Source organism: Methylobacterium sp. Leaf89 (assembly GCF_001422215.1).
GTDB lineage: Bacteria > Pseudomonadota > Alphaproteobacteria > Rhizobiales > Beijerinckiaceae > Methylobacterium.
This window is the reverse complement of the sequence record NZ_LMML01000003.1, coordinates 110,155-130,167: the sequence shown is the minus strand read 5'-3', so window position 1 is coordinate 130,167 and position 20,013 is coordinate 110,155. Positions and strand designations below refer to the sequence as shown.

25 protein-coding genes are annotated in these 20,013 nt (G+C 71.3%); 13 read left to right on the top strand and 12 right to left on the bottom strand.

Annotation, left to right across the window (positions count from 1 at the left end):
• Nucleotides 1–10: 10 nt before the first annotated feature.
• From ASF18_RS01010 to ASF18_RS00990, 5 genes are all read right to left on the bottom strand, one after another.
• Nucleotides 11–790 carry an SDR family NAD(P)-dependent oxidoreductase gene (locus ASF18_RS01010; RefSeq protein WP_056348535.1) on the bottom strand — a complete coding sequence of 260 codons (780 nt, stop codon included), beginning with the start codon at nt 788–790 and terminating at the stop codon, nt 11–13.
• Nucleotides 787–2,085: a beta-ketoacyl-ACP synthase gene (locus tag ASF18_RS01005; protein WP_056348532.1), complete on the bottom strand. Its 1,299-nt coding sequence runs from the start codon at nt 2,083–2,085 to the stop codon at nt 787–789. The genes ASF18_RS01010 and ASF18_RS01005 overlap by 4 nt, the downstream gene beginning before the upstream one ends.
• Nucleotides 2,086–2,137: 52 nt before the next feature.
• A complete protein-coding gene (locus tag ASF18_RS01000; protein ID WP_056220165.1) occupies nt 2,138–3,277 on the bottom strand; it encodes a beta-ketoacyl-ACP synthase in 1,140 nt (379 codons plus the stop codon).
• 42 nt (nt 3,278–3,319) lie between these two features.
• Nucleotides 3,320–3,790 (bottom strand): 3-hydroxyacyl-ACP dehydratase FabZ family protein, encoded by a 471-nt coding sequence (locus ASF18_RS00995; RefSeq protein WP_056220162.1) that lies wholly within the window; start codon nt 3,788–3,790, stop codon nt 3,320–3,322.
• A gap of 75 nt (nt 3,791–3,865) precedes the next feature.
• Nucleotides 3,866–4,168, bottom strand: a complete 303-nt coding sequence (locus ASF18_RS00990; RefSeq protein ID WP_055949487.1) for an acyl carrier protein — start codon at nt 4,166–4,168, stop codon at nt 3,866–3,868.
• Nucleotides 4,169–4,466: 298 nt separating this feature from the next.
• On the opposite strand from ASF18_RS00990, the gene ASF18_RS00985 reads away from it, so the two are divergent.
• Nucleotides 4,467–5,630, top strand: coding sequence for an AI-2E family transporter (locus tag ASF18_RS00985; RefSeq protein ID WP_082486900.1), 1,164 nt, complete (start codon nt 4,467–4,469; stop codon nt 5,628–5,630).
• Between the two features lie 114 nt (nt 5,631–5,744).
• Here ASF18_RS00985 and ASF18_RS00980 read toward each other — a convergent pair whose 3' ends face one another.
• The 3 genes from ASF18_RS00980 to ASF18_RS00970 form a co-directional block, all read right to left on the bottom strand.
• Entirely contained in the window at nt 5,745–6,221 is a 477-nt protein-coding gene (locus tag ASF18_RS00980; protein WP_056348528.1) for a DUF411 domain-containing protein, read from the bottom strand.
• 113 nt (nt 6,222–6,334) lie between these two features.
• Nucleotides 6,335–6,985 carry a DUF1109 domain-containing protein gene (locus tag ASF18_RS00975; protein WP_056348525.1) on the bottom strand — a complete coding sequence of 217 codons (651 nt, stop codon included), beginning with the start codon at nt 6,983–6,985 and terminating at the stop codon, nt 6,335–6,337.
• On the bottom strand, nt 6,982–7,536 hold the full coding sequence (locus tag ASF18_RS00970; protein WP_056220442.1) for a sigma-70 family RNA polymerase sigma factor: 555 nt from the start codon (nt 7,534–7,536) through the stop codon (nt 6,982–6,984). Before ASF18_RS00970 ends, ASF18_RS00975 begins: the two co-directional genes overlap by 4 nt.
• A gap of 524 nt (nt 7,537–8,060) precedes the next feature.
• On the opposite strand from ASF18_RS00970, the gene ASF18_RS00965 reads away from it, so the two are divergent.
• From ASF18_RS00965 to ASF18_RS00935, 6 genes are all read left to right on the top strand, one after another.
• On the top strand, nt 8,061–8,669 hold the full coding sequence (locus ASF18_RS00965; RefSeq protein ID WP_056348522.1) for a DUF2231 domain-containing protein: 609 nt from the start codon (nt 8,061–8,063) through the stop codon (nt 8,667–8,669).
• Between the two features lie 800 nt (nt 8,670–9,469).
• Nucleotides 9,470–9,757 (top strand): hypothetical protein, encoded by a 288-nt coding sequence (locus tag ASF18_RS00955; protein WP_056220147.1) that lies wholly within the window; start codon nt 9,470–9,472, stop codon nt 9,755–9,757.
• A 47-nt stretch (nt 9,758–9,804) separates the two neighbouring features.
• Nucleotides 9,805–11,340: a TolC family protein gene (locus ASF18_RS00950; RefSeq protein ID WP_056348519.1), complete on the top strand. Its 1,536-nt coding sequence runs from the start codon at nt 9,805–9,807 to the stop codon at nt 11,338–11,340.
• Nucleotides 11,341–11,381: 41 nt separating this feature from the next.
• On the top strand, nt 11,382–12,800 hold the full coding sequence (locus ASF18_RS00945; protein WP_056348516.1) for a copper oxidase: 1,419 nt from the start codon (nt 11,382–11,384) through the stop codon (nt 12,798–12,800).
• Between the two features lie 167 nt (nt 12,801–12,967).
• Nucleotides 12,968–13,258 carry a copper-binding protein gene (locus ASF18_RS00940; RefSeq protein WP_056270518.1) on the top strand — a complete coding sequence of 97 codons (291 nt, stop codon included), beginning with the start codon at nt 12,968–12,970 and terminating at the stop codon, nt 13,256–13,258.
• A 78-nt stretch (nt 13,259–13,336) separates the two neighbouring features.
• Complete coding sequence (locus ASF18_RS00935) at nt 13,337–14,029, top strand: copper-binding protein (protein ID WP_056348512.1); 693 nt, start codon at nt 13,337–13,339, stop codon at nt 14,027–14,029.
• A gap of 449 nt (nt 14,030–14,478) precedes the next feature.
• Here ASF18_RS00935 and ASF18_RS00930 read toward each other — a convergent pair whose 3' ends face one another.
• The 4 genes from ASF18_RS00930 to ASF18_RS00915 form a co-directional block, all read right to left on the bottom strand.
• Entirely contained in the window at nt 14,479–14,919 is a 441-nt protein-coding gene (locus ASF18_RS00930) for a glucokinase (RefSeq protein WP_056348508.1), read from the bottom strand.
• A gap of 19 nt (nt 14,920–14,938) precedes the next feature.
• The gene (locus ASF18_RS00925) at nt 14,939–15,298 is read right to left on the bottom strand and encodes a hypothetical protein (RefSeq protein WP_056348503.1); all 360 of its coding nucleotides are present in this window, start codon (nt 15,296–15,298) and stop codon (nt 14,939–14,941) included.
• Entirely contained in the window at nt 15,295–15,672 is a 378-nt protein-coding gene (locus tag ASF18_RS00920) for an SPW repeat protein (RefSeq protein ID WP_056220126.1), read from the bottom strand. Before ASF18_RS00920 ends, ASF18_RS00925 begins: the two co-directional genes overlap by 4 nt.
• Nucleotides 15,673–15,787: 115 nt before the next feature.
• Nucleotides 15,788–16,027, bottom strand: a complete 240-nt coding sequence (locus tag ASF18_RS00915) for a biotin/lipoyl-containing protein (RefSeq protein ID WP_056220123.1) — start codon at nt 16,025–16,027, stop codon at nt 15,788–15,790.
• 211 nt (nt 16,028–16,238) lie between these two features.
• On the opposite strand from ASF18_RS00915, the gene ASF18_RS00910 reads away from it, so the two are divergent.
• From ASF18_RS00910 to ASF18_RS00885, 6 genes are all read left to right on the top strand, one after another.
• Nucleotides 16,239–16,856 (top strand): potassium channel family protein, encoded by a 618-nt coding sequence (locus ASF18_RS00910; protein WP_082486898.1) that lies wholly within the window; start codon nt 16,239–16,241, stop codon nt 16,854–16,856.
• Nucleotides 16,853–17,068, top strand: a complete 216-nt coding sequence (locus tag ASF18_RS00905; RefSeq protein WP_056348500.1) for a hypothetical protein — start codon at nt 16,853–16,855, stop codon at nt 17,066–17,068. Before ASF18_RS00910 ends, ASF18_RS00905 begins: the two co-directional genes overlap by 4 nt.
• 25 nt (nt 17,069–17,093) lie before the next feature.
• The gene (locus tag ASF18_RS00900; protein WP_056348497.1) at nt 17,094–17,384 is read left to right on the top strand and encodes a hypothetical protein; all 291 of its coding nucleotides are present in this window, start codon (nt 17,094–17,096) and stop codon (nt 17,382–17,384) included.
• The gene (locus ASF18_RS00895) at nt 17,381–18,724 is read left to right on the top strand and encodes a divalent metal cation transporter (protein ID WP_056348495.1); all 1,344 of its coding nucleotides are present in this window, start codon (nt 17,381–17,383) and stop codon (nt 18,722–18,724) included. The genes ASF18_RS00900 and ASF18_RS00895 overlap by 4 nt, the downstream gene beginning before the upstream one ends.
• A 62-nt stretch (nt 18,725–18,786) precedes the next feature.
• A complete protein-coding gene (locus ASF18_RS00890) occupies nt 18,787–19,317 on the top strand; it encodes a histidine kinase (RefSeq protein WP_244472512.1) in 531 nt (176 codons plus the stop codon).
• On the top strand, nt 19,314–19,961 hold the full coding sequence (locus ASF18_RS00885) for a BON domain-containing protein (RefSeq protein WP_056348492.1): 648 nt from the start codon (nt 19,314–19,316) through the stop codon (nt 19,959–19,961). Before ASF18_RS00890 ends, ASF18_RS00885 begins: the two co-directional genes overlap by 4 nt.
• The last annotated feature ends 52 nt before the right edge of the window (nt 19,962–20,013 follow it).

The window sequence follows — 20,013 nt, the reverse complement described above, 5'->3', positions numbered from 1 at the left end:
CGGTTCCGCCTCAGGAGCGATGGACGCCCATCATCGCGGTGAGGCCGCCGTCGACGGGCAGCACCGCGCCGGTGATGTAGGCGGCGCCCTCGCCCATCAGGAAGGCCGCGAGGGCGGCGACGTCCTCCGGCCGGGCGAAGCGGCCGGCCGGGATCTGGCGCTCCATGGTGGCGCGGTAGGCGGCGTAGGGGGCCATCATCCCGGTATCGATGAAGCCCGGCGCGATCACGTTGACGGTGACGCCGCGCTTGGCCGACTCGACCGCCAGGGTGCGGCAATAGGCGATGAGGGCGCCCTTGGTCGCGGCGTAGGCCGCGTTGCCCGGGTTGGCCCGGAGGGCGGCCACCGAGCCGATGGCGACGATCCGTCCCGCGCGCGCGCGGGTCATGCCCCGGACCAGGGATTTCGCCAGGCGCGTCAGCGACCAGAAGTTCACCTGCATGGCCGCCTCGGCCCGGTCCTGGTCCAGCATCGCCGCCAGGGCGTCGTAGGACTGGCCGGCATTGTGGACGAAGCCGTGGAAGCCGTCGCTGGCCTCGAGCTCCTCGCAGAACGCCGCGACGACGGCGCGGTCGGCGAGATCGAGGGCCTGCGCGGTGATCGTGCGGTCGGGATGGGCCGCCGAGAGGTCCGCCACCAGCGCCTCGGCGGCCTCGGCGGAGGACCGGTAGGTGAAGGCGACGTCGTGGCCGGCGGCGACCAGGGCCCGCACGATGGCGGCGCCGAGGCCGGAGGCGCCCCCGGTGACGAGGACGCGGCGGCCGGGCCCGGCGCTCGGGTCCGTCGTCATGCCGGCTCGTCCGCCAGAACAAGGCAGGTGTTCTGGCCGCCGAAGCCGAACGAGTTCGACAGCACCCGACGCACCGGCACGTCCCGGGCCTCGGCTACGATGTCGAGGGGAATGGCGGGGTCGGGCACCGCGTAGTTGATGGTCGGGGGGATTCGGCCGTGCGCGATGGTGAGGAGCGAGATCACCGCCTCCACCGCGCCCGCGGCCGTGAGGGTGTGCCCGATCATCGACTTGTTGGACGAGACCGGCAGGGTGCGGATGCGGTCGCCGAACACGGCGGCGCAGCTCATCGCCTCCATCTTGTCGTTCTCCGGCGTCGAGGTGCCGTGGGCGTTCACGGTGTCGATGGCGTCGGGCGCCGTGTCGGCATCCGCCAGGGCGGCGCGGATCGCCGCGATGCCGGGGGCGCCGTCGGGGCTCGATCGGGTGCGGTGGAAGCCGTCGCCCTTCTCGCCGCAGCCGAGGACGTAGCCGAGGATCCTTGCGCCGCGGGCGCGCGCCGCCGCGGCGTCCTCCAGGACGAGGGCGCCCGCGCCCTCCCCCATGACGAAGCCGTCGCGGTTCTTGGAGAACGGCTTTGAGGCGGCCTCGGGCGGGTCGTTCTGGGTGGAGAGGGCCGAGAGCAGCGAGAACCGGATCAGCGATTCCGGGTTCACCGAGCCGTCGGTGCCGATGCAGAGGGCGGCCGTGACCTCGCCGCGCCGGATCGCCTCGACGCCGAGCTGGATCGCGGTGGCGCCGGACGAGCACGCGGTGGAGAGGGAGATCGGCGAGCCCTTGGTGCCGAAGCGGTCGGCGATGTGGTCGGCCACCGTGCCGAAGATGAACAGGTCGTGCCAGGGGTCGAAGCGCCGGCTCGCGGCGGCGCGCTGCAGGTCCGCATAGGTGATCGGGCCGGTCTGGCCCGAGGCCTCGGCCAGGGCCTGGCGCTGCGGCCACTCGATCTCCACCGGGGGGACGGCGATGAACAGGGCGCCGGGAAAGTCCCCGGGCCGGCCGATGCCCGACTGCGCGATCGCCTCGTCGGCGGCGGCTTCCGCGAAGCGCTGGGACAGGGCCGGTGCCACCAGGGGGTCGGTATCGAGGAAGTCGACAGTGCCGGCGATGCGGGTGCGCAGGCCCTCCGTGGGGAAACGTCGGATGGCGTGGATGCCGGAGCGTCCGGCGGTCAGGGCGGCCCAGTTGTCGGCCTGGCCCTGGCCGAGGGAGGTGACGATGCCGAGGCCGGTGACCGCCACCAGCGGCCGGCCTTTCGCGTCGCGGACCTTGGCGTCCCGGGGAGGTTGGTTCGTCATCGCGCCGTCTTACACTCTTTTCGTCACCACCGGAGTCCGGGATCGCCCCGGGTCAGGCCGCCGTCACCCGGATCACGCCCTCGCCCCGGCGATGGCCCACCACCGTCACGGCGACCTCGCGCAGGCCCTTCTCGGCGACGAGCGCCGCCGCCAGGGCCGCGCCGAACGGCGCCACCGTCTCGAGGGTGTGGCCGGTGACATCGCCCAGAGCCGTCACGGCCACGCCCGGGGCGAGGCGCGCCAGGGCTGCGCCCTCCTCGGTCGTGACCGGGGCGACGCCGGTGGCACCGGCGAGGACGATCTCGGGCGCCGCGACGCCCGCCGTCGTCCAGAGGGCCGCCAGGCTGGCCTCGGTGCTGCCGGCCGTGCGTGTCGTGCGGTCGCTCGCCACCGGGCCGAGACGCGCCAGCGCCCGGGCCCCGCGGGCGGCGGCATGCTCGGCCGCTTCCAGAACCAGGAAGGCGGCGGCACTGCCGAGGATGAAGCCGGCCTCTGCCGCCGGGGTCCGGTCGAAGACCGGGCGGAAGTCGCGGGCGCGCAGGAAGCCGCCCATCTCGTGGATGACCATGACGTCGGGTCGCTCGGCGCTGTAGGAGCCGCCCACCAGCATGCAGTCCACCTGCCCCGAGGCGATCCGCGCCTGGGCGATGCGCAGGGCGTCCGTGCCCGCGGCTTCCTCGCCCATGAAGGTGCGGGACGCCCCCGTGACCCCGTGGACGATGCCGATATTGCCGGCGAGCAAGTTCGAGAGCTGGGCCAGGAACAGGGTCGGGCGCAGGTCGTTCTGCAGGTGCTCGTTGAGGTAGGCGCCCGGATCGGCGGCCTCCCGCAGGCCCGTGAGGATCGCGCCGTCCACCGCCGTGTCGCGCTCGCCGCCGCCGGCCGAGACCACGAGGTGCATGCGGCCCTTCAGGTCGGCATCCCCCTTCACCCCAGCGGAATCCAGGGCGAGGCCGGCGGCGTAGACGCCCAGGCGCTGCCAGGGCTCCATCTGGCGCTGGTCGGACTTTTTCGGGATCTGGCCGTCGAGGGCGAGGGGCGCCATCGGATGCACCGTGTAGGGCGCGAAGGCCTGCGTGTCGGTGCGCGCCGGCGCGCCGGCCCCGAGGGCCGCGAGATGCGCCGCGATGCCCTCGCCCGCGCAGGAGACGAGGCCGATGCCGGTGACGACGACGTCGCGCGAACTGCTCATCTCACCTCGTCGCTCATCTCTGGACGCTCGCTCGCCGCACGCTCACGCGGGCTCGCCCGCGAGATCGAACAGCCCGATCTTGCGGGCCCGCGCGCGCATCGGCCCGTCGAGGCCGGCCGGGAACGGCATGGTGCGGAAGCGCAGCTCGGCATTGGCCAGCGGCTTGCCGTCGTGCTGGATCGCCGCCTTCGTCACCGCGTAGCCTGAGCCGTCATGTTCGAGGCTGGCTTCGATCTGCAGTTCGGCGCCCGGGCCGACGAAGGACCGGAAGCGCGCCTTGTCGACGCCCATCAGGAACGGCATCTGCCGGAAGCCCAGATGGGCGAGCACGAGGTAGCCCGAGGCCTGGGCCATGGTCTCGGTGAGCAGCACGCCCGGCACCAGCGGATGGTCGGGGAAGTGCCCCTCGAAGACCGGGCTCTCCATCGGCACGCGGGCCAGGGCCTCGATCCGGCCGGCCTCGCGGTCGAAGCGGGTCACGGCGTCGATCATCTCGAAATATTCGAGGCGCATGGCGTCCTGGGTCCCGGGCGGGCGGGGGTCGAAGGGGCGGCGTCGGTCGCCCGGGGCGTCCCGGGCGGCCCGGCTTCAGGCCTTGGCGGCCTTCTCGGCCACGAGGGCGTCGATGCGGGCGCAGAGGTTCTTCAAGACGAAGTACTCCTCGGCCGGCACCTTGCCCTCGTTGACCTCCTGGGTCCAACGCTCGAGGGGGAGCTTGATGCCGAAGGCCTTGTCCACCGCGAAGGCGATGTCGAGGAAGGCGAGCGAATCGATCCCGAGATCGTCGATGGCGTGGCTCTCGGGGGTGATCGTGTCCCGCGGGATGTCGGCGGTGTCGGCGATGATGTCCGCGACGCGGTCGAAGGTGGCGGTGTGGGTCTGGTCGGACATGCGTTCTCGCCGTGTGACTGGGTATCCCGCCGGATTCGGCCCGTGCCGATCGGGGGCCGGAGCGATCCGGCGCATGATGCCCGGTGCCCCCGGTCGCGCAGCATGCCCCGTGGGCCGGCGCTGCCGCCGCCCTGGACAGTGAAGGCGGTCCCTTACACGAGGGGGTCAGGAGGGGCAACCGTGGCCATCACGGCGTCGCGATCCGGCCTGCGCCTCCATTCCGATCCCGCGGCGATGGACTAGATGCACTGGCAGGACGTGGCCGCCGCGGCCGCTCCGCACGAGGTCGCACAACACGATGGTCCAGCTTCCCTCCGTGACGCCGGCCGGCACGCCGCCGGCGGGCGCGCCCGACCCGCGCTCGCTTTCCGACCCTCCGCCGCGTGCGGGGGCGCACCCGGTATCGGGCTCGGCGCAGAGCCTCGCGCGCCTTGCCCTGTTCCTCGCCCTGGCGGGCCTCGGGATCTGGGTCCTGCACCCCTTCATCCCGGCCCTGGTCTGGGCGGTGATCCTGGCGATCGCCCTCGGGCCCCTCTACGCCCGTGCGGAGCGGCGCTGGCCGCCGGGCCGGCACAACATCCTCCTGCCGCTCCTCTTCACCGCGGCGGTGGCCCTGGTCTTCCTGATTCCCCTGGTGGTGCTGGGCGTGCAGGCGGCGCGGGAGGCCCACGACGTGGTCGCCTGGGCCCGCTCCTTCGAGAAATCCGGCATCCCCGTGCCGGACTTCCTCGGCCACCTGCCCTTCGGTGCGGCGCAGGCGCAGGCCTGGTGGGCGGAGAACCTGAGCCACCCCGCCGCCGGCTCGGAGCTCCTGCACCGCTTCGACAATTCCTCGGTGATCGGCGTGACCCGCAGCCTCGGGGCGCAGATCGTCCGGCGGGTGGTCCTGTTCGGCTTCACCCTCGTGGCGCTGTTCTTCCTGTTCCGCGACGGCCGGGCGGTCGCCGCGCAGGTGCTGGCCGCCAGCGCCAAGCTGTTCGGCCCCCGCGGCGAGCGGGTGGCACGGCAGATGGTGGCCTCGGTGCACGGCACCGTGGACGGCCTCGTCCTGGTCGGCCTCGGCGAGGGCCTGCTTCTGGGGATCGTCTACTTCTTCGCCGGCGTGCCGCACCCGGTGCTGCTCGGGGCCCTGACGGCGGTGGCGGCGATGATCCCGTTCGGGGCGCCCCTGGTCTTCGGCATCGCGGCCGCGATCCTGCTCGCCAACGGCGCGGTGGTGCCAGCGGCGGTCGTGGTGGTGGCGGGCTTCGTCGTCACCTTCGTGGCGGACCACTTCGTGCGTCCGGCCCTGATCGGCGGCACCACCCGCCTGCCCTTCCTCTGGGTGCTGCTGGGCATCCTCGGCGGCGTCGAGACCTTCGGCCTCCTGGGGCTGTTCCTCGGCCCGGCCGTGATGGCGGCGCTGATCCTGCTCTGGCGGGACTTCACGCAGGGCGAGCTGGCCGAGGGCCCCCGGGCCTGAGCCCCGGGGTCCGCATCCGGTGCCCGGACGCGTCGGTCCGAGGGCTCACGAGGCCCCCGGGCGGCTCAGCCAGGTCGGCCCGCGCCCGATCCCCGGTCCGGTCGCGCCGCGGTCTTACGCCGGCACCCCGCCACGGTACCGGGCGAACGGGCTTCGGCCTTCCGGGCCGAACAGAATTACCGCATAGGTGTCGGGCTCCATGCCCTCGACCTCCATGCCGGGCGAGCCGGCCGGCATGCCCGGAACGGCCAGTCCCGTGGCCTTGGGCGTCTCCGCCAGCAGCCGCTTGATCGCGCCGGCCGGCACATGCCCCTCGACCACGTAGCCGCCGACCTCGGCCGTGTGGCAGGAGGCGAGGTCCCGCGGCACGCCGAGGCGCGCCTTCACCGGGTTCACGGGCCCCTCGGTCACCGTCACCGTGAAGCCGGCCTCCCGCAGGTGTGCCACCCATTTCTCGCAGCAGCCGCAACTCGGGTCCTTCGTCACGGCGACCCAGGGCAGACCCTCCGCCAAGGCGGGCCTTCCGAGCGTCAGTCCCACCACCAGGCCGACGAGCACGTCTCGCCGGGACGCCAAGGTTTCCGTCTCCATCCTCATCTCCCGTTTGTCCTCTATTCGGTCGCCCGGGCCCGTTGACCGATCCCATCCCCCCCGCCCCTGTCCCGACAGCATCGGGCTCAGGTGCGGGGAGGCTCGGCGGCGCGCTACCAGCGGAGGAGACGCGGCCCCAGAACCGCCCCGGCCAGGGTGCACAACGCGATCGTCCCGCCGTACCAGACGGCGACGAACGGGACGGTGTCGTCCATGCAGTGCAGCGAGTAGCCGAGCGCGCTCACGGCGCCCGCTGCGAGACCCACCAGGGCTCCGGCGCGAATCAGGTCCGTCGGAGCCCCGAACCGGCGGACCGCCCAGGTGACGACGGCGAACGGAACGATGGCGATCAGGGGGATCGAGACCAGGCATTCGAGCCAGGAATGGCCCGAGATCTGGCCATGCCAGTGCTCGCGCGGCACCGTCGTGAGGCTGGCCCCGGCCAGGGCCGCGACCGCGACGAACGGCAATGCCGCGATCCCGAGATGGACGCGGCTCTCCCCGCCCGGACTGGCCACCCTGACGAGATACCGGATCGCGAGGCCACCGACCGCGGCTGCGAAGGCGAGCTTGAAGGCGAGGAACAGGAGCGGGCGGCCCTGCATGAGGCCGGGGCGTACGCCGAGGACGGCGAGCGCGAGAAAGAGGGCACAAGCGGCGCCCATGGCCACGGCGAGGCCGAGCCGCCGGGTCATCCACGAGGTCCGAACCGGTTCGCGCTCGAAACTGCTGCCCAGGAAACCGATGAGGTCGTCCGTCTTCATCGCGCCGTGCCTCCGACCAGTTTCGCCAGCGCCTTCAGGCCACGGTGGACGCTCACCTTGACCGCCGTCTCGGACATGCCGGAGCGCGCGGCGGCCTCGGCGGTGCTTAGGCCGTCGACCTTCGTGGATTGGATCGCGCTTCTCATCTTGGCCGGCAAGTGCGCGAGCAGGCGCGCGACATCGAGGGAACTCTCCGCCGCGACGTGATCGCCGTGGGCCAGCAGCACACCCGCATCCTCGACGGGGACGTTCGCAGCGGTCGCGCGCGTCTGCCGGAGATGGTCGATCAGTTTGTATCGGGCGATGGCGTGGACCCACGGCGTCACAGGCTGCGTGACGTCATAGGTGTGCCGCCGCGTATGGATCACCATCAGGGTTTCCTGGACCAGGTCCTCCGCCTCGGTGTCCGTCCGCCCGGACCGGACCAGCTTGCCTTTGTAGTACGCGCGCAGATGCGAACCGAGGCGCTCGAGGAAGCGCCGGTAGTCGACGGCGCTCCCCCCGAGGCTGGCGATGAGCAGGCCACGCAGTTCTTCCTCCGCCTGGGACACGCGAGCTAGGCGAGCCGGTTCATGGCCGCCGAGCGGAAGAACGAAGTCGATCGCATCATCCGCCACCCCGCAGAACTCCTCATAACGGCCACGCGGTGTCGCCGAAGCACGCCGTTCGTCCGGCGATCCAGTTCACGCGGTCGGCGGCCCAATCGCCACACGGAATCGCTCCCGGCGCTCAAACGGACAGTCCGCAATCCTGGCCCGAAAGGTTACTGCGCTCCCGTCATGCCTTCACGCACAGGTATGTTGCGGGGATGATTGTCAAGCTTAGGTAGCATTCCTATACCCCGGACGGGTACGGTGAGACAGGTGGGCAGGGAGGTTTCCGAGCCTTGGCGCCGGCGCGCTCCCCATCCCACGACAAGGTGTTCCGGGCCGGATCCGGCTAGGTCTGACGTCCTATCCGGTGACGGCGTCGGCCGTGTCCCCGTGCGATGTCTCGCTCGGTCCCTCCCCGCGATTGAACTGACCCGGACAAAGACCGGCCGTCCGGCCATCGACGCTTTTCTTGGAGTGCAGGCATGATCGAGGTGATCCCGAACTGGCATCCGGTCGCGGTCCATTTCACGGTCGCTCTCCTCATCACGAGCAGCGGCCTCTTCGCCCTCGGGACCTTGCTCGGGCAGCGGCCGTACGGAGGCGCGCTCACGACGGCCGCCCGCTGGAACCTCGCGATGGGTGTCGGCATCACGGTCGCAACCCTCGCCACGGGCTGGTCGGCCTACAACACGGTGGCGCACGACGCGGCCTCGCACCGGAACATGACGATCCACCTGCGTTGGGCCGTGGCCACCGCGCTGGTCTTCCTCGCCGCCGGGGGCGTCGCCTGGTTGGAGCGCCGAAAGAGCGCCGGAGCGGGCCTCGTGCTGCTGGCGTTGCTGGCGGGAGGTTCGGGCGCGCTCGCGGTGACGGGCTGGCTCGGGGGCGAGAACGTCTACCGCTATGGCCTGGGCGTCATGGCACTCCCGACATCCGGCGACCACGTCCATCCCGGTGGCGGCGACCATGCCGAGGGGCATAGCCACGCGCACGACCACACCCCCACGAATGACGCCGTCACGCCCGATGCCGTGGGCAGGACCGATGCGGTCCCGGCTCCGAGTGCCCTTCCCAACGACCATACCCATTGACCGTCCCGCCGCCGCCCGCTGCGTCGCCCATCCTGCAGAACCTGTCCGGGACCCGGCTCATGGCGGAAATACAACAGAGGGTTGTTATCGGAGATTGTTGCTGTCGGGGGGATTGCAGGCCCCGCCGGGCTGCGCGATGTTTTCTCCAGATCGGGCCGGAATCCTGAGCGATGCTCTTCCTGCGCACAGTGATGCTCGCCGTCCTGGCTTTTGCTTTGGCCATCGCGCCGGCGGCGGCATGCACGATGGGCCGTCAGGCCGCGGCGGCCGACCGTTGGCTCTCCGACGCCTCCGCGCGGATGCCGCACGCCGACCCCGCGCGGGCGTCGCGGGATTCCGACACGCCGGACAGCGCGCGGGACGCGGCGCGTCATGCGCCGTCACAGGACGGTCCCTCCGCGTCCGCCGGCGATGACGGCGGCCCGGGACACCGACACGGTTCGAAGCGCCCGGGCGGCCCGTCGCCCTGCTGCGCCCTCGGCTGCCAAGCCGCGTTGCCGACGATGGCAGGGGGCGGACCGCCCTTGGAGGACACGCCCTCCGACCGCGGACGGATCGGACGGGCGGACGGACCCGTCGACGCCCATCCGCTCCGGATCGAGCGACCGCCGAGGCTCGGCGCCTGATGCGCGGGCGGCTCTCGCGACCGCCGACGGCCGTTCCGACGGGACGGCCACCCCCTCCCCCCTCATCGCCTTGGTGCCCTGGTCGAGCGCGACCCCGTCGTCGGCTTCCGCCGTGCGGCCGGCGGCTTGCCGGGCCATGTCCCCGGCCCTCCGCCTCAGTTCGGGAAATATACGATGTTCAAGTTGCCGAGACCGGCCGCGCTCGCGGCGGTCCTGCCGCTCGCCGGCTGCATGCCCGCCACAGTGCCCGTCGGGCTTGTCCTGCCCTCCGATCCGAACGTGACGGTCCCACCCCCTCGCTACGCGACGGTCACCCGGGGCGTGAAGGATTTCGGTGTGGTCGAGACGAAGGACTGGCTGGAGCTCAACCGGCAGGTGGCCCCGAAGGCGGGGTCCGGCGGGACGGGAGGCATGCCGGGCATGGACGGCATGGGCGGAAAGCGCGATTCGGGAGGTCGGTGATGGTCCGTCTCTGTAACCCGATCGATCCCCCTCCCGGACTAACGGTCATGGGACGCAACACGACCACGCCGGGAGATGCCGGTACGACGGCGCGCCCTCCGGGCGGCGCCGCCCGGGGGCGCCCGGGGGGCAGGAGCTTGACCGGGAGCTTGGCCGGCGTGGCCTTGCTGCTGGGAGGCTGCGCGAGCTTCTCACCGGATGCAGGCCTGTCGGTCGCCAGCGAATACGCCTCGCTCGAACTCGGCAAGGACATCGCGAAATCGAGCGACCAGGGGATCGCGCCGAGCGCGGAGGCGCGGGTGGATGCGCTGCTGCGGCGTCCCCTCACGGCGGATGGCGCCGTCCAGGTCGCGCTCCTCAGGAACAGGGGCTTGCAGGCCGCCTTCAACGGCCTCGGCGTCTCCGAGGCGCAGTACGTGCAGGCGACCCTGCCGCACGCCCCGACCTTCTCGATCACGCAATGGGGGCTCGGGTTCAACACGGAGATCGAGCGCTCCGTGGCCGCCAGCGTGCTGGACCTGGCGACGCTGCCGGCCCGCGCCGAGATCGCCCGCCAGCGTTTCCGGGGCGACCAGTACAACGCGGCGGACCAGGTCCTGAAACTCGCGGGCGAGGCCCGGCGCCAGTTCTATCGGACGGTGGCGGCCAACCAGGCCATCGCCTTCCTCGAACAGGCGCTGGCGAGCACCGAATCCGCGTCGACCCTGACCCAGCAACTGGGCGAGACGGGCGCACTGAACAAGCTGGAGCAGGCGCGCGAGCACGCCTTCTACAGCGAGTTGGGGGCGCAGCTCGCCAAGGCGCGTGTCCAGCAGCGGGCGGAGCGGGAGCGCCTGACCCGCCTGCTCGGCCTCTGGGGGCGGGACATCGAGTTCCGCCTCCCGAAGGACCTTCCCGCGCTGCCCAAGCGCCTCGTGGACGGTCGAGGCATCGAGGTGGAGGCGCTGAGGCGGCGGGCCGACGTGCAGGCGGCCCGCTTCGAGCTGCAATCGCTCGTCGGGCAGTTCGGCCTGGACCAGGCCACTGGCTTCATCAGCGTCTTCGACGTGGGCTTCGCGAACCAGTACGCCCGGTCGCGGACGTTCGAGAGTGGTGCCGCCCCGAAGGTCGACAAGGGCAGCCTGAACGGATTCTCGGCCGACCTGACCATCCCCATCTACGATTTCGGCACGACGGCGGTCCGGGGCGCGAAGGAGGCCTATCTCGCCACGGCGAACCGGCTGGCGGAGCGTGCGGTGAACGCCCGCTCCGAAGTCCGCGAGGCCTATCAGCGGTACCGCGGCCAGTACGACATCACCCGGCATTACCAGACGAGCGTCCTACCCTTGCGCAGGACGATCCAGGACCAGGCCCTGCTCCAGTACAGCGGCATGCTCCTGGACGTGACGACGCTCATCATCGACGCCCGGGCCCGGATCCTGAGCAACATCCAGGCCATCGAGGCGAAGCGCGACTTCTGGATCGCGGCGACCGACCTCAAGGCGGCGACCGTCGGCGGCGGGTTCTCGGCGGACAACTTCGGCGGCGAAGCCGCCGGAGGCACCCCGGGCGAGAGCCTCGCCGTCGGGACGCCCGGCGGTTGAGCCCCGGAGCCCGGTCCGCCCATGTCATTCGGAGAGGCCTCATGACCGACATCTCGCGCAGAAGGATCCTGGGAGCGGGCGGCCTCGTGCTCGCCGGCACGTCGATGATCAGCGGACGGGTCCAGGCCGCGGGCCTGCCGGAGGCCCCGATCATGGACAAGGCGACCATGCAGCCGCCGCTCTATCCGACGAGCGGGCCGGACTACCAGCCGGTGGTGACGCTCAACGGCTGGACGCTGCCGTGGCGCATGCGCGGCGACTGGAAGGAGTTCCACCTGATCGCCGAGCCGGTCGTGCGGGAGATGGCGCCCGGCATGAACGCGCGGCTCTGGGGCTACAACGGGCAATCGCCGGGCCCGACCATCGAGGCGGTCGAGGGCGATAAGATCCGCATCTTCGTCACCAACCGCCTGCCGGAGGCGACCGCCGTGCACTGGCACGGGCAGACGCTCCCCAACGGCATGGACGGGGTCGCCGGGCTGACACAGCCCGGCATCCCCCCGGGCAAGACCTTCGTCTACGAGTTCATCCTGAGGCGCTCCGGCACCTTCATGTACCACCCGCACTCGGACGAGATGGTCCAGATGGCGATGGGCATGATGGGGTTCGTCGTCGTGCATCCGCGCGACCCGGCCGAGCGGCGGGTCGACCGCGACTTCGTCTGGTTGCTGAACGCCTACGACATCGAGGCCGGGTCCTACGTGCCCAAGGTCAACACGATGCTCGACATGAACCTGTGGTGCTTCAACAGCCGCGCGTGGCCCGGCATCGACCCCCTGGTCGTCCGCCAGGGCGACAAGGTGCGGATGCGCTTCGGCAACCTCACCATGACCAACCACCCGATCCACGTCCACGGCTGCGACTTCAAGGTCACCGGCACGGATGGCGGCTGGATCGACGAGCGCTATCAGGTGCCGGAGGTGTCGGCCGACGTCGCCGTCGGACAGATGCGGGTGATCGAGTTCAACGCCGACAACCCGGGCGACTGGGCCCTCCACTGCCACAAGTCGCACCACACCATGAACGCGATGGGCCATGCGGTCCGGACGTATATCGGCGTCAACCTGAAGAGCACGACCAAGCAGATCCAGAAGATCGCGCCCGGCTACATGCCGATGGGTTCGACGGGCGGCGGCATGATGGCCGAAATGGAGATGCCGCTCCCGGAGAACACGCTGCCGATGATGACCGGCGCCGGTCCGTTCGGCTCCGTCGAGATGGGCGGGATGTTCACGGTCCTGAAGGTGCGGCCTGGACTGGCGGCCGACGATTATCGCGACCCGGGTTGGTACCAGCACCCGGCAGGCTCCGTGGCCTACGAGTGGACCGGCGAGCCGATGCCCGAGCCGGCGCGCGCGCCGGGCACGCCGAAGGGCCGGCGGGCGCGCCAGACCGACCTCCGGGCCGTGGATCCGCGCACGCGGCGCACCGCGTCCAACGCGGGCGGCCATGAGCCCTGACCTGTCGACCGCGCGTCGCCCGCGCCCGCGGACGGCCCCCCCCCGGGCTGCCGCCCGGGCAGATCCGTTCGGACCGGGAGCGATCCCGTCCGGACTCCGCCGCACCGGTCGCCGATCCGCTCGACGGGGCCGGCGTGGTGCTTCGCTGGTTTCAAGGAGAACCGACCATGAGACGCAAGATCCCGCTCGCCGTCCTCTCGATGGCCTTCCTGGCGGTCGCGATGCCCGCCTGGGCGCAATCCGTGAGGGGGACGGTGACGAAGATCGACCCGGCCGCCGGCAAGGTGACCCTCGACCATGCCGCGATCCCGAAGCTCGACATGGGCGCGATGACGATGGCGTATCCGGTCAAGGACCCTGCGGTGCTCAAGGGCCTCAAGGCCGGGGACAAGGTCGATTTCGACGTGGTCGAGACCGGCGGTGCGTACACCGTCACGACGATCCAGAAGGCGAAATAGCGCCCTCCCCCCAGGGGCCCTCGCACGATCGCCACCCGGTCCGGTGCGAGGGCCGTCGAGCCTTGAAATGGAGCCCCGATGCGACGCCTGATCCTGTCCACCGCGCTCGCCGCCGTCCTGGTCGGTTCGGTCGCGCCTCCCGCCGGCGCACAGCCCGCGAAGGCCGCGCCCGCAGCCCTGGAGCGGGCGCGCGACACGATGGCGACCCGGTTCCGGGACACGAAGCTCACCGGCGACCCGGACCGGGATTTCGCCGCGCTGCTGATCGCCAGCCTCGAGGAGACGCTGTTCCTGGCCAAGACGCAGCTCGATTACGGCGCCGACCAGCAGTTGCGCGCGATCGCACAGACGATTCAGGAGACGCAGCAGGCGCGGATCGACGCCCTGAAGCAGTGGCAGGTCCGCAGCCGCGAGGCGGGCGACCGGTCGCAGCCCAACCCGACGCCGCCGGGCGAAGGCCCCCTGGACCGGGCGGCGCCCGCGAGACCCCAGCCTGCATCGCCCCCCGCACCGGAGAAGCCGGCCGCGTCGGCGACGCCCGCCAACGCGCCCCTCGTCGCCGGGACGGTGAAGAAGGTCGACGAGGCTGCGGGCAAGGTCACCCTCGACCACGCGTCCATCCCCAATATCGACATGGACGCGATGACGATGGCCTACCGGGTCCAGGACCCTGCTCTGCTCAAGGGTCTCAAACCGGGCGAGAAGGTGCGCTTCTCCGCCGAGCGCATCAACGGTTCGATCGCGGTGACGCGGATCCAGAAGGCGAAGTGAGGGCCGGCGGCGGGCATCTTGGCCATCGTCTCGCGATCGAGCCCAAAACCAAGGGCTGCCTCGCGACGAGCGTTGCCGTCGATGAAACCGAACCGCCGCGGAGACCTCCACGGCAAACATCCTGGGGCCTTCCCGAAAGCGAAGCCTCGCCACTGGCGGGCTTTGACCCCGCCCGTATCCGCCCTTCGCGGACGCTCTCGGGGAGGGCTCTCGGGGAGGGGCTTGTCACCGCCCGACACGGACAGGTCGCGGGCACAACGGCCGAGCAGGCGTGCGTACGGTTCGATTGCCTCGTCTGCGACCGCGTTCTTGAACCGCACTAGTGGACCGCACTCTTGGACCGCATGGCGAGGACCCCCGCTGGCAGGGGCCGGTCGATCGCGGCATCGCCTGCCGCCGCGAGTGCCCGGACTCCGTGGTCCGGAACAGGAGGCGGTCACCGGCCGAGATCAGGGCCCCCGCGCCGAAGTCTCTGCCCGGCCCGATGACCCCGTGCCCGAGGGGGTCCCCGGGGGACCGATTCGCACCAGTTCGGCCGGGTTCTCCTGGTCGAGGATCGTGAGGGCGGCCGCGAGCCGCACGTAGTCGTTGACCAGCCTCACGGCATCGAGGCCGAGCGCGATGCCGATCTCACCGGGGTCGAACCGCCAACCCGCGTTGGTCAGGCGCGTCCCATCGCCCCCGACCCGCCCGGCGACGGCGAGGAAGGCGGCGCACGGCCTGACCGTGCCGGGTCGATCGAGATAGGACCGAATGGCCTCCACAGGGCCGGGGAAGCCGGCGGTCGCGACCTTCCAGATCGGGGTCGGGTCGGCGCCCGGCCGCGGCAGGACGGCGAACCGGGCGTAGGTGCCGCCGATGTCGGCCAGGAGCACGGGAAAGGGAAGCATCGCTCTCGATCTCCGGGCCTCAAGGCCTCGCGGCTTCCGCCGTCTTGAGGCTGAGGACGTAGTCGATGACCGCATCCAGCTCGTCCCGGTCCAGCCGCACGCTCGGCATCCATTGATGGTGGCTCTGCAGGAAGACGTTGAGCGCGACGCCCGTGGTCGAGGGCATGGCGGCGATGGTCCGGAAGTCTGGTCCGACGTGTCCGCCGTCCTGCGGCTCCCTGCCGATGACGTGGCACCGGCTGCAAAGCTGCGCGGCCACGGTCCAGCCCCGGATGCGGTGATCCTCCCCCGGGCCGGCAGTGGCCGTAAAACCCAGCGTGACCGCCGCCAGCCCCGAACAGGCCAGCCATCCGATCCGGGATGGTGTCGCTGGGGTCATGGCTTTCGCGCCAGCTTGAGCCATGCCAGAGCGGAGGCGAGACTCACGCCGCCGAGCGTCACGTGGGCCCAGGTCGCGACATCGTTGGCGGCGAACCCGAGCATCCAGGGGGCCAGCAGCGTCCAGGCCCCGATGAGCGCGATGGCACGCTCCAACACGGCGCGGAAGCGAAGCTGGTTGGCGGTGGACAGCCCGAAGACCAACAGGCCCGGCAGGAGCGCGGAGGCGCCGGGGCGGCCTTGGTCGACGAGGATGAGGACCCACGCGGCCAGCACCAGCGCGACGCCGGCCGCGTGCTGCAGGGCGCCGAGCAGGATCTCGTCCGTCCGCCATTCCGGTGGCGAGGGGCGCGCGTGCAGGTTGGATCGAGCCATGGGACGCCTCCGACCGGTGCCCGCGACAACATCCGCCGCGGTTCGCTGCCGTCATCCTCTCGCCGCGCGGGCCGGCCGGCCTTGATCTCGCTCAAAGTCTCTCCGCGGCGCGGCGTCAGGCATGAACCTCGGCGATGATGCAGCCTGGGTCGACGACCTCGCTGGCCGGCGCAACGACCTCCAGGCGCCCGCCGACCGGCGAGACGATGTCGTGGAGCGCCTCGCCGATCCGCACGGCGGCCACGGCCTCCCCGGCCCTCACCCTGGCCCCGTCCTCGACCAGCCAGCGCTCCAGGATGCCTTCGGGCAGCATCCCCGTGGACCACAGATCCTCGGATACGCGAACGTCCGGCATGGCCGGCCTCCCTTGCTGACGCGCGCCCGGAAGATCGTGGCGCAGTGACAAGGTGATGGTACGGGATCGGGTGACGCGTTGATCTGGATCAGGACCCGCTGACCTCCGGCCCACGACGGCGGGGCGGACGTCGGGGCCGCGTTGAGGCAGGTCAAGGCGCCCGGTGCGGCGCGGCGCATGCTGCTCCCGGGTTCCTTCTCGGGACAGCCGCATGCTCCTCGCCATGTCCGCCAGCGTCGCCCTCGTCATCACCACCATCCTGGTGCTGTACGAGATCCTGCGCCTAACCTCCGAGCACCTGGCGGAGCTTCCGATTCCACCGCGCGCCCGCATCCTCGTCGTGGTGCTGGCGGCCTTCGTCGGGCATACGGCGGCGGTGTGGATCTATGCCGTCGCCTATTGGCTGCTCGTGCTGCAGCTCGGTAACGGCGCCTTTGCGGGCGTACCGGTCACCACCTTCGAGGACTGCCTGTACTTCTCGGTCGTGACCTACACGACGCTCGGCTTCGGCGACCACTTCCCGGTCGGGCATGCGCGCCTCATCTCCGGCGTCGAGGCCCTGAACGGCCTGTTGCTGATCGGCTGGTCGGCCTCGTTCACCTATCTCGCCATGGAGCGATACTGGCCCCTGCACGGCAAGGGCCACGCCCATCGGGTGGCGTCGTCCGGCTCCGGCAGCACGCTCCTTGCGCCGAAGCGGACGCGCTTCTTTCCGCAGACGGGGGCCGAGTTTGCGGCAGATCAAGGCGCCCAGCCGGATCCGGGGTCAACTCCGCTCGCGGGGGACGCGGCGGCGTCTCGTCGCGCGCGCACGGAGGCGACCCGATGAGGATGTTCCTGGTCACGTTCCACAAGCTGGTCAGCGACGATACCGGTCACGAGCGGCCTGCGCGCCAGCACCAGGTCCTCGTTCCGGCCACGTCGGAGGCCTCCGCCCGCGCAGCCGGGCAGGCGCTGTTCTGTGAAGCCAACGGCATCGTGGATTGGCGGCTGCGTGCGGATTCCTGCGAGGCCGCCGCGGTGCAGGAAGAACGCGCCTAGCGGCGCGAGGATCGGGAGCGAGGTCATGGCGCACGAGCTTACCGAACCGGTGCACTGGCGCGGGCGGCAGTGGGCCGTCACCGGCTACGGCATCGAGGCACTCGATGGGATGTACCACGTGTCGGCCGCGGAGATCTGGTCGGGCCCCGACGGCACGCTGCCGTGGCTCGAAGCCCTGCACCGTCGCTACGGCACGGACCACGAGGACCTGGACGCGGCCCTGAAGGTCGCCCGCACGATCTGGTCCGCCCCCGATGCCCTGCCCCCCCTTGGGCACGACACGGGCCCTCGTGGCGCGCGCGGCATCGACCGATGACCGAGATACCGGTCCCGGTCGCAAGCATCCTGACCGAGCCGAATGACCCGGAGGGCCTGAGCGCCGCCGTCGGCCCCTCGAAACCACGCCTGCTGGGTGTTCTCGGACCGGGCCTGATCACCGGGGCCTCGGACGACGATCCCAGCGGCATCGCCACCTACGGGCAGGCCGGGGCGCAGCTCGGGTACGGCCTGTGCTGGACCATGCTCTACAGCCTGCCCCTGATGGCCGCCGTGCAGATGGTCTCGGCCCGGATCGGGCGCACCACCGGCCACGGCATCGCCGGCGTGCTGCGCCAGCACTATCCCAACGGCCTGCTCCAGGGCGTGGTCCTGCTCCTGCTCATCGCCAACATCCTGAACCTCGGCGCCGACCTCGGCGCCATGGCCGATGCCCTGAATCTGCTGCTGCCGGGCCCGCGCTGGCTCTATGTCGGGCTGTTCTCGGGGGCCTGCGTGTTCATGCAACTGGTGCTGCAGTACACCCGCTACGTCGCCGTGCTGAAGTGGCTGACCCTGAGCCTGTTCGCCTATCTCGGTGTGGTCGTGTTCGCCCATGTCTCCTGGTCCGAGCTCGGATGGGCCATGGCCGTGCCGCGTCTCGACGGCAGCGGGGCGAGCCTCACCACCCTGGTGGCGATCTTCGGCACCACGATCAGCCCGTACCTGTTCTTCTGGCAGGCGGCGGAGGAGGCCGAGGACCTGCACGCCTTCCCGCGGCGGCGCGACCTCGCCCACGCACCCGAGCAGGGAAAGGCGGCCCTTCACCGCATCCGGGTCGATACCCTCGTCGGCATGACGTTCTCGAACATCGTCGCCCTGGCCATCATGGTGACGACCGCCGCGGTGCTGCACCCGCACGGCATCACCGACATCCAGACCTCGGCCCAGGCCGCCGAGGCGCTCCGGCCCATCGCCGGCCCCCTGTCGGCGGGCGTCTTCGCGCTTGGCATCGTCGGCACCGGGCTCCTGGCGGTGCCGGTCCTGGCCGGCTCGGCGGCCTACGCGGTCGGCGAGGCGCAGCACTGGCCGGTCGGATTCGGACGTCACCTGCTCGAGGCGCGCGCCTTCTACGGGACGGTGGCCCTCGCGACCCTCGTCGGCATGATCATCAGCCTGGGCGCCGTCGACCCGATCCGGGCGCTCTACTGGAGCGCGGTCGTCAACGGCGTCATCGCGGTGCCGATCATGGCCGTGATGATGCTGGCCGCGTCCCGCACCGACATCATGGGGGCCTTCGCCGTGCGCGGGCCGCTCCGGTGGCTCGGCTGGGCGGCCACCGCCTGCATGATGCTCACCGTCGCCGCGATGCTGATCAGCGCCGTCCTTCCGTTGCGATAGATCAAGGTCGACCGGACCTCCCTCCCCGATTCTCGGCGCCTGCAGCTTTGGAAGGACGGGCCATGACAGGGACGGATCAAGCCTCGAGACGGGTCGTGCTCGTGGCCGAGCCGCAGGCGCTGCCGGCCATGTGGCTGGAGGACACGCTGACGGATGAGGGCTACGCGGTCGAAGGCCCCTATTCCACCTGCGAGGAGGCCGTGGACGGGTTGGCCCGCAGCGAGCCGGCCTTCGCCCTCGTCAGCGTCGACCTGCAGGAAGGCCCCTGCTTCCCCCTGGCCTGCGCGCTGCGCCGCCGCGGGATCCCGTTCGCGCTGTTCGCGGGCTCGATTCCCGTTCCAAAAGCCTTCGGCGACGTCCTCGTCCTCGACCGCCCCTGCCTGACGGAGGCCGTCGCACGGGCGATCCGGCTCCAGCGATTGGCGGAAGGGGCCCGGGCCGAGCCCAGGGAATGCCCGATGGAGGGCGGGATCCGCTCCGGCCAGGCCCTTGAGGTGGATCAATGCCCCGCGGCCTGCGGAAGCCAGGATACGGCACCCGGCCATCGTCACGAGGACGGATGCCGGTCCCTCCCCGAAGGAGATCTCTCATGAACGACAAGATCCTCCGCCAAAGCATCGTCGACGAACTCGACTTCGAGCCCAGCATCGATGCGGCCAACATCGGCGTCGCCGTGGACAACGGCATCGTCACGCTCACGGGCCATGTCGGCAGCTACACCGAGCGGCTGGCGGCCGAGAAGGCGGCCCGGAAGGTGCGCGGCGTGCGCGGCGTGGTCGAGGAGATCAAGGTCCGCTTCGCCGGCGAGGCACCGCCCCGCGACGAGGACCTGGCCCGACGCGCCGTTCAGATGCTCGACTGGTCCGTCAGCGTTCCGCCGAACGCCATCCAGGTGAAGGTGCAGGACGGCTGGGTCACGCTCACCGGCGAGGTCGCGTGGCAGTACCAGAAGGAGGAGGCCCAGGCCGCGCTCAAGCGCCTCTCGGGCGTTGCCGGCATCATCAACATGATCGAGGTCAAGCCGGCGGCGAGCGCCACGGACGTGCGCGCGAAGATCGAGGCGGCGCTCAAGCGCAACGCCGAGGTCGAGGCCGACGCGATCAAGGTGACGGTCAAGGACGCCAAGGTGACCCTGGAGGGCAAGGTGCATGCCTGGCACGAGCGCAACCTCGTCGAGAACGCCGCCTGGTCCGCTCCCGGCGTGCGCTCCGTCGTGGACCACCTGACGCTCGCTTGAACGACCGACCGGGGTCGGGCTCGCCGCCGGCCCCGCGCCGCCCCTTCCGAAG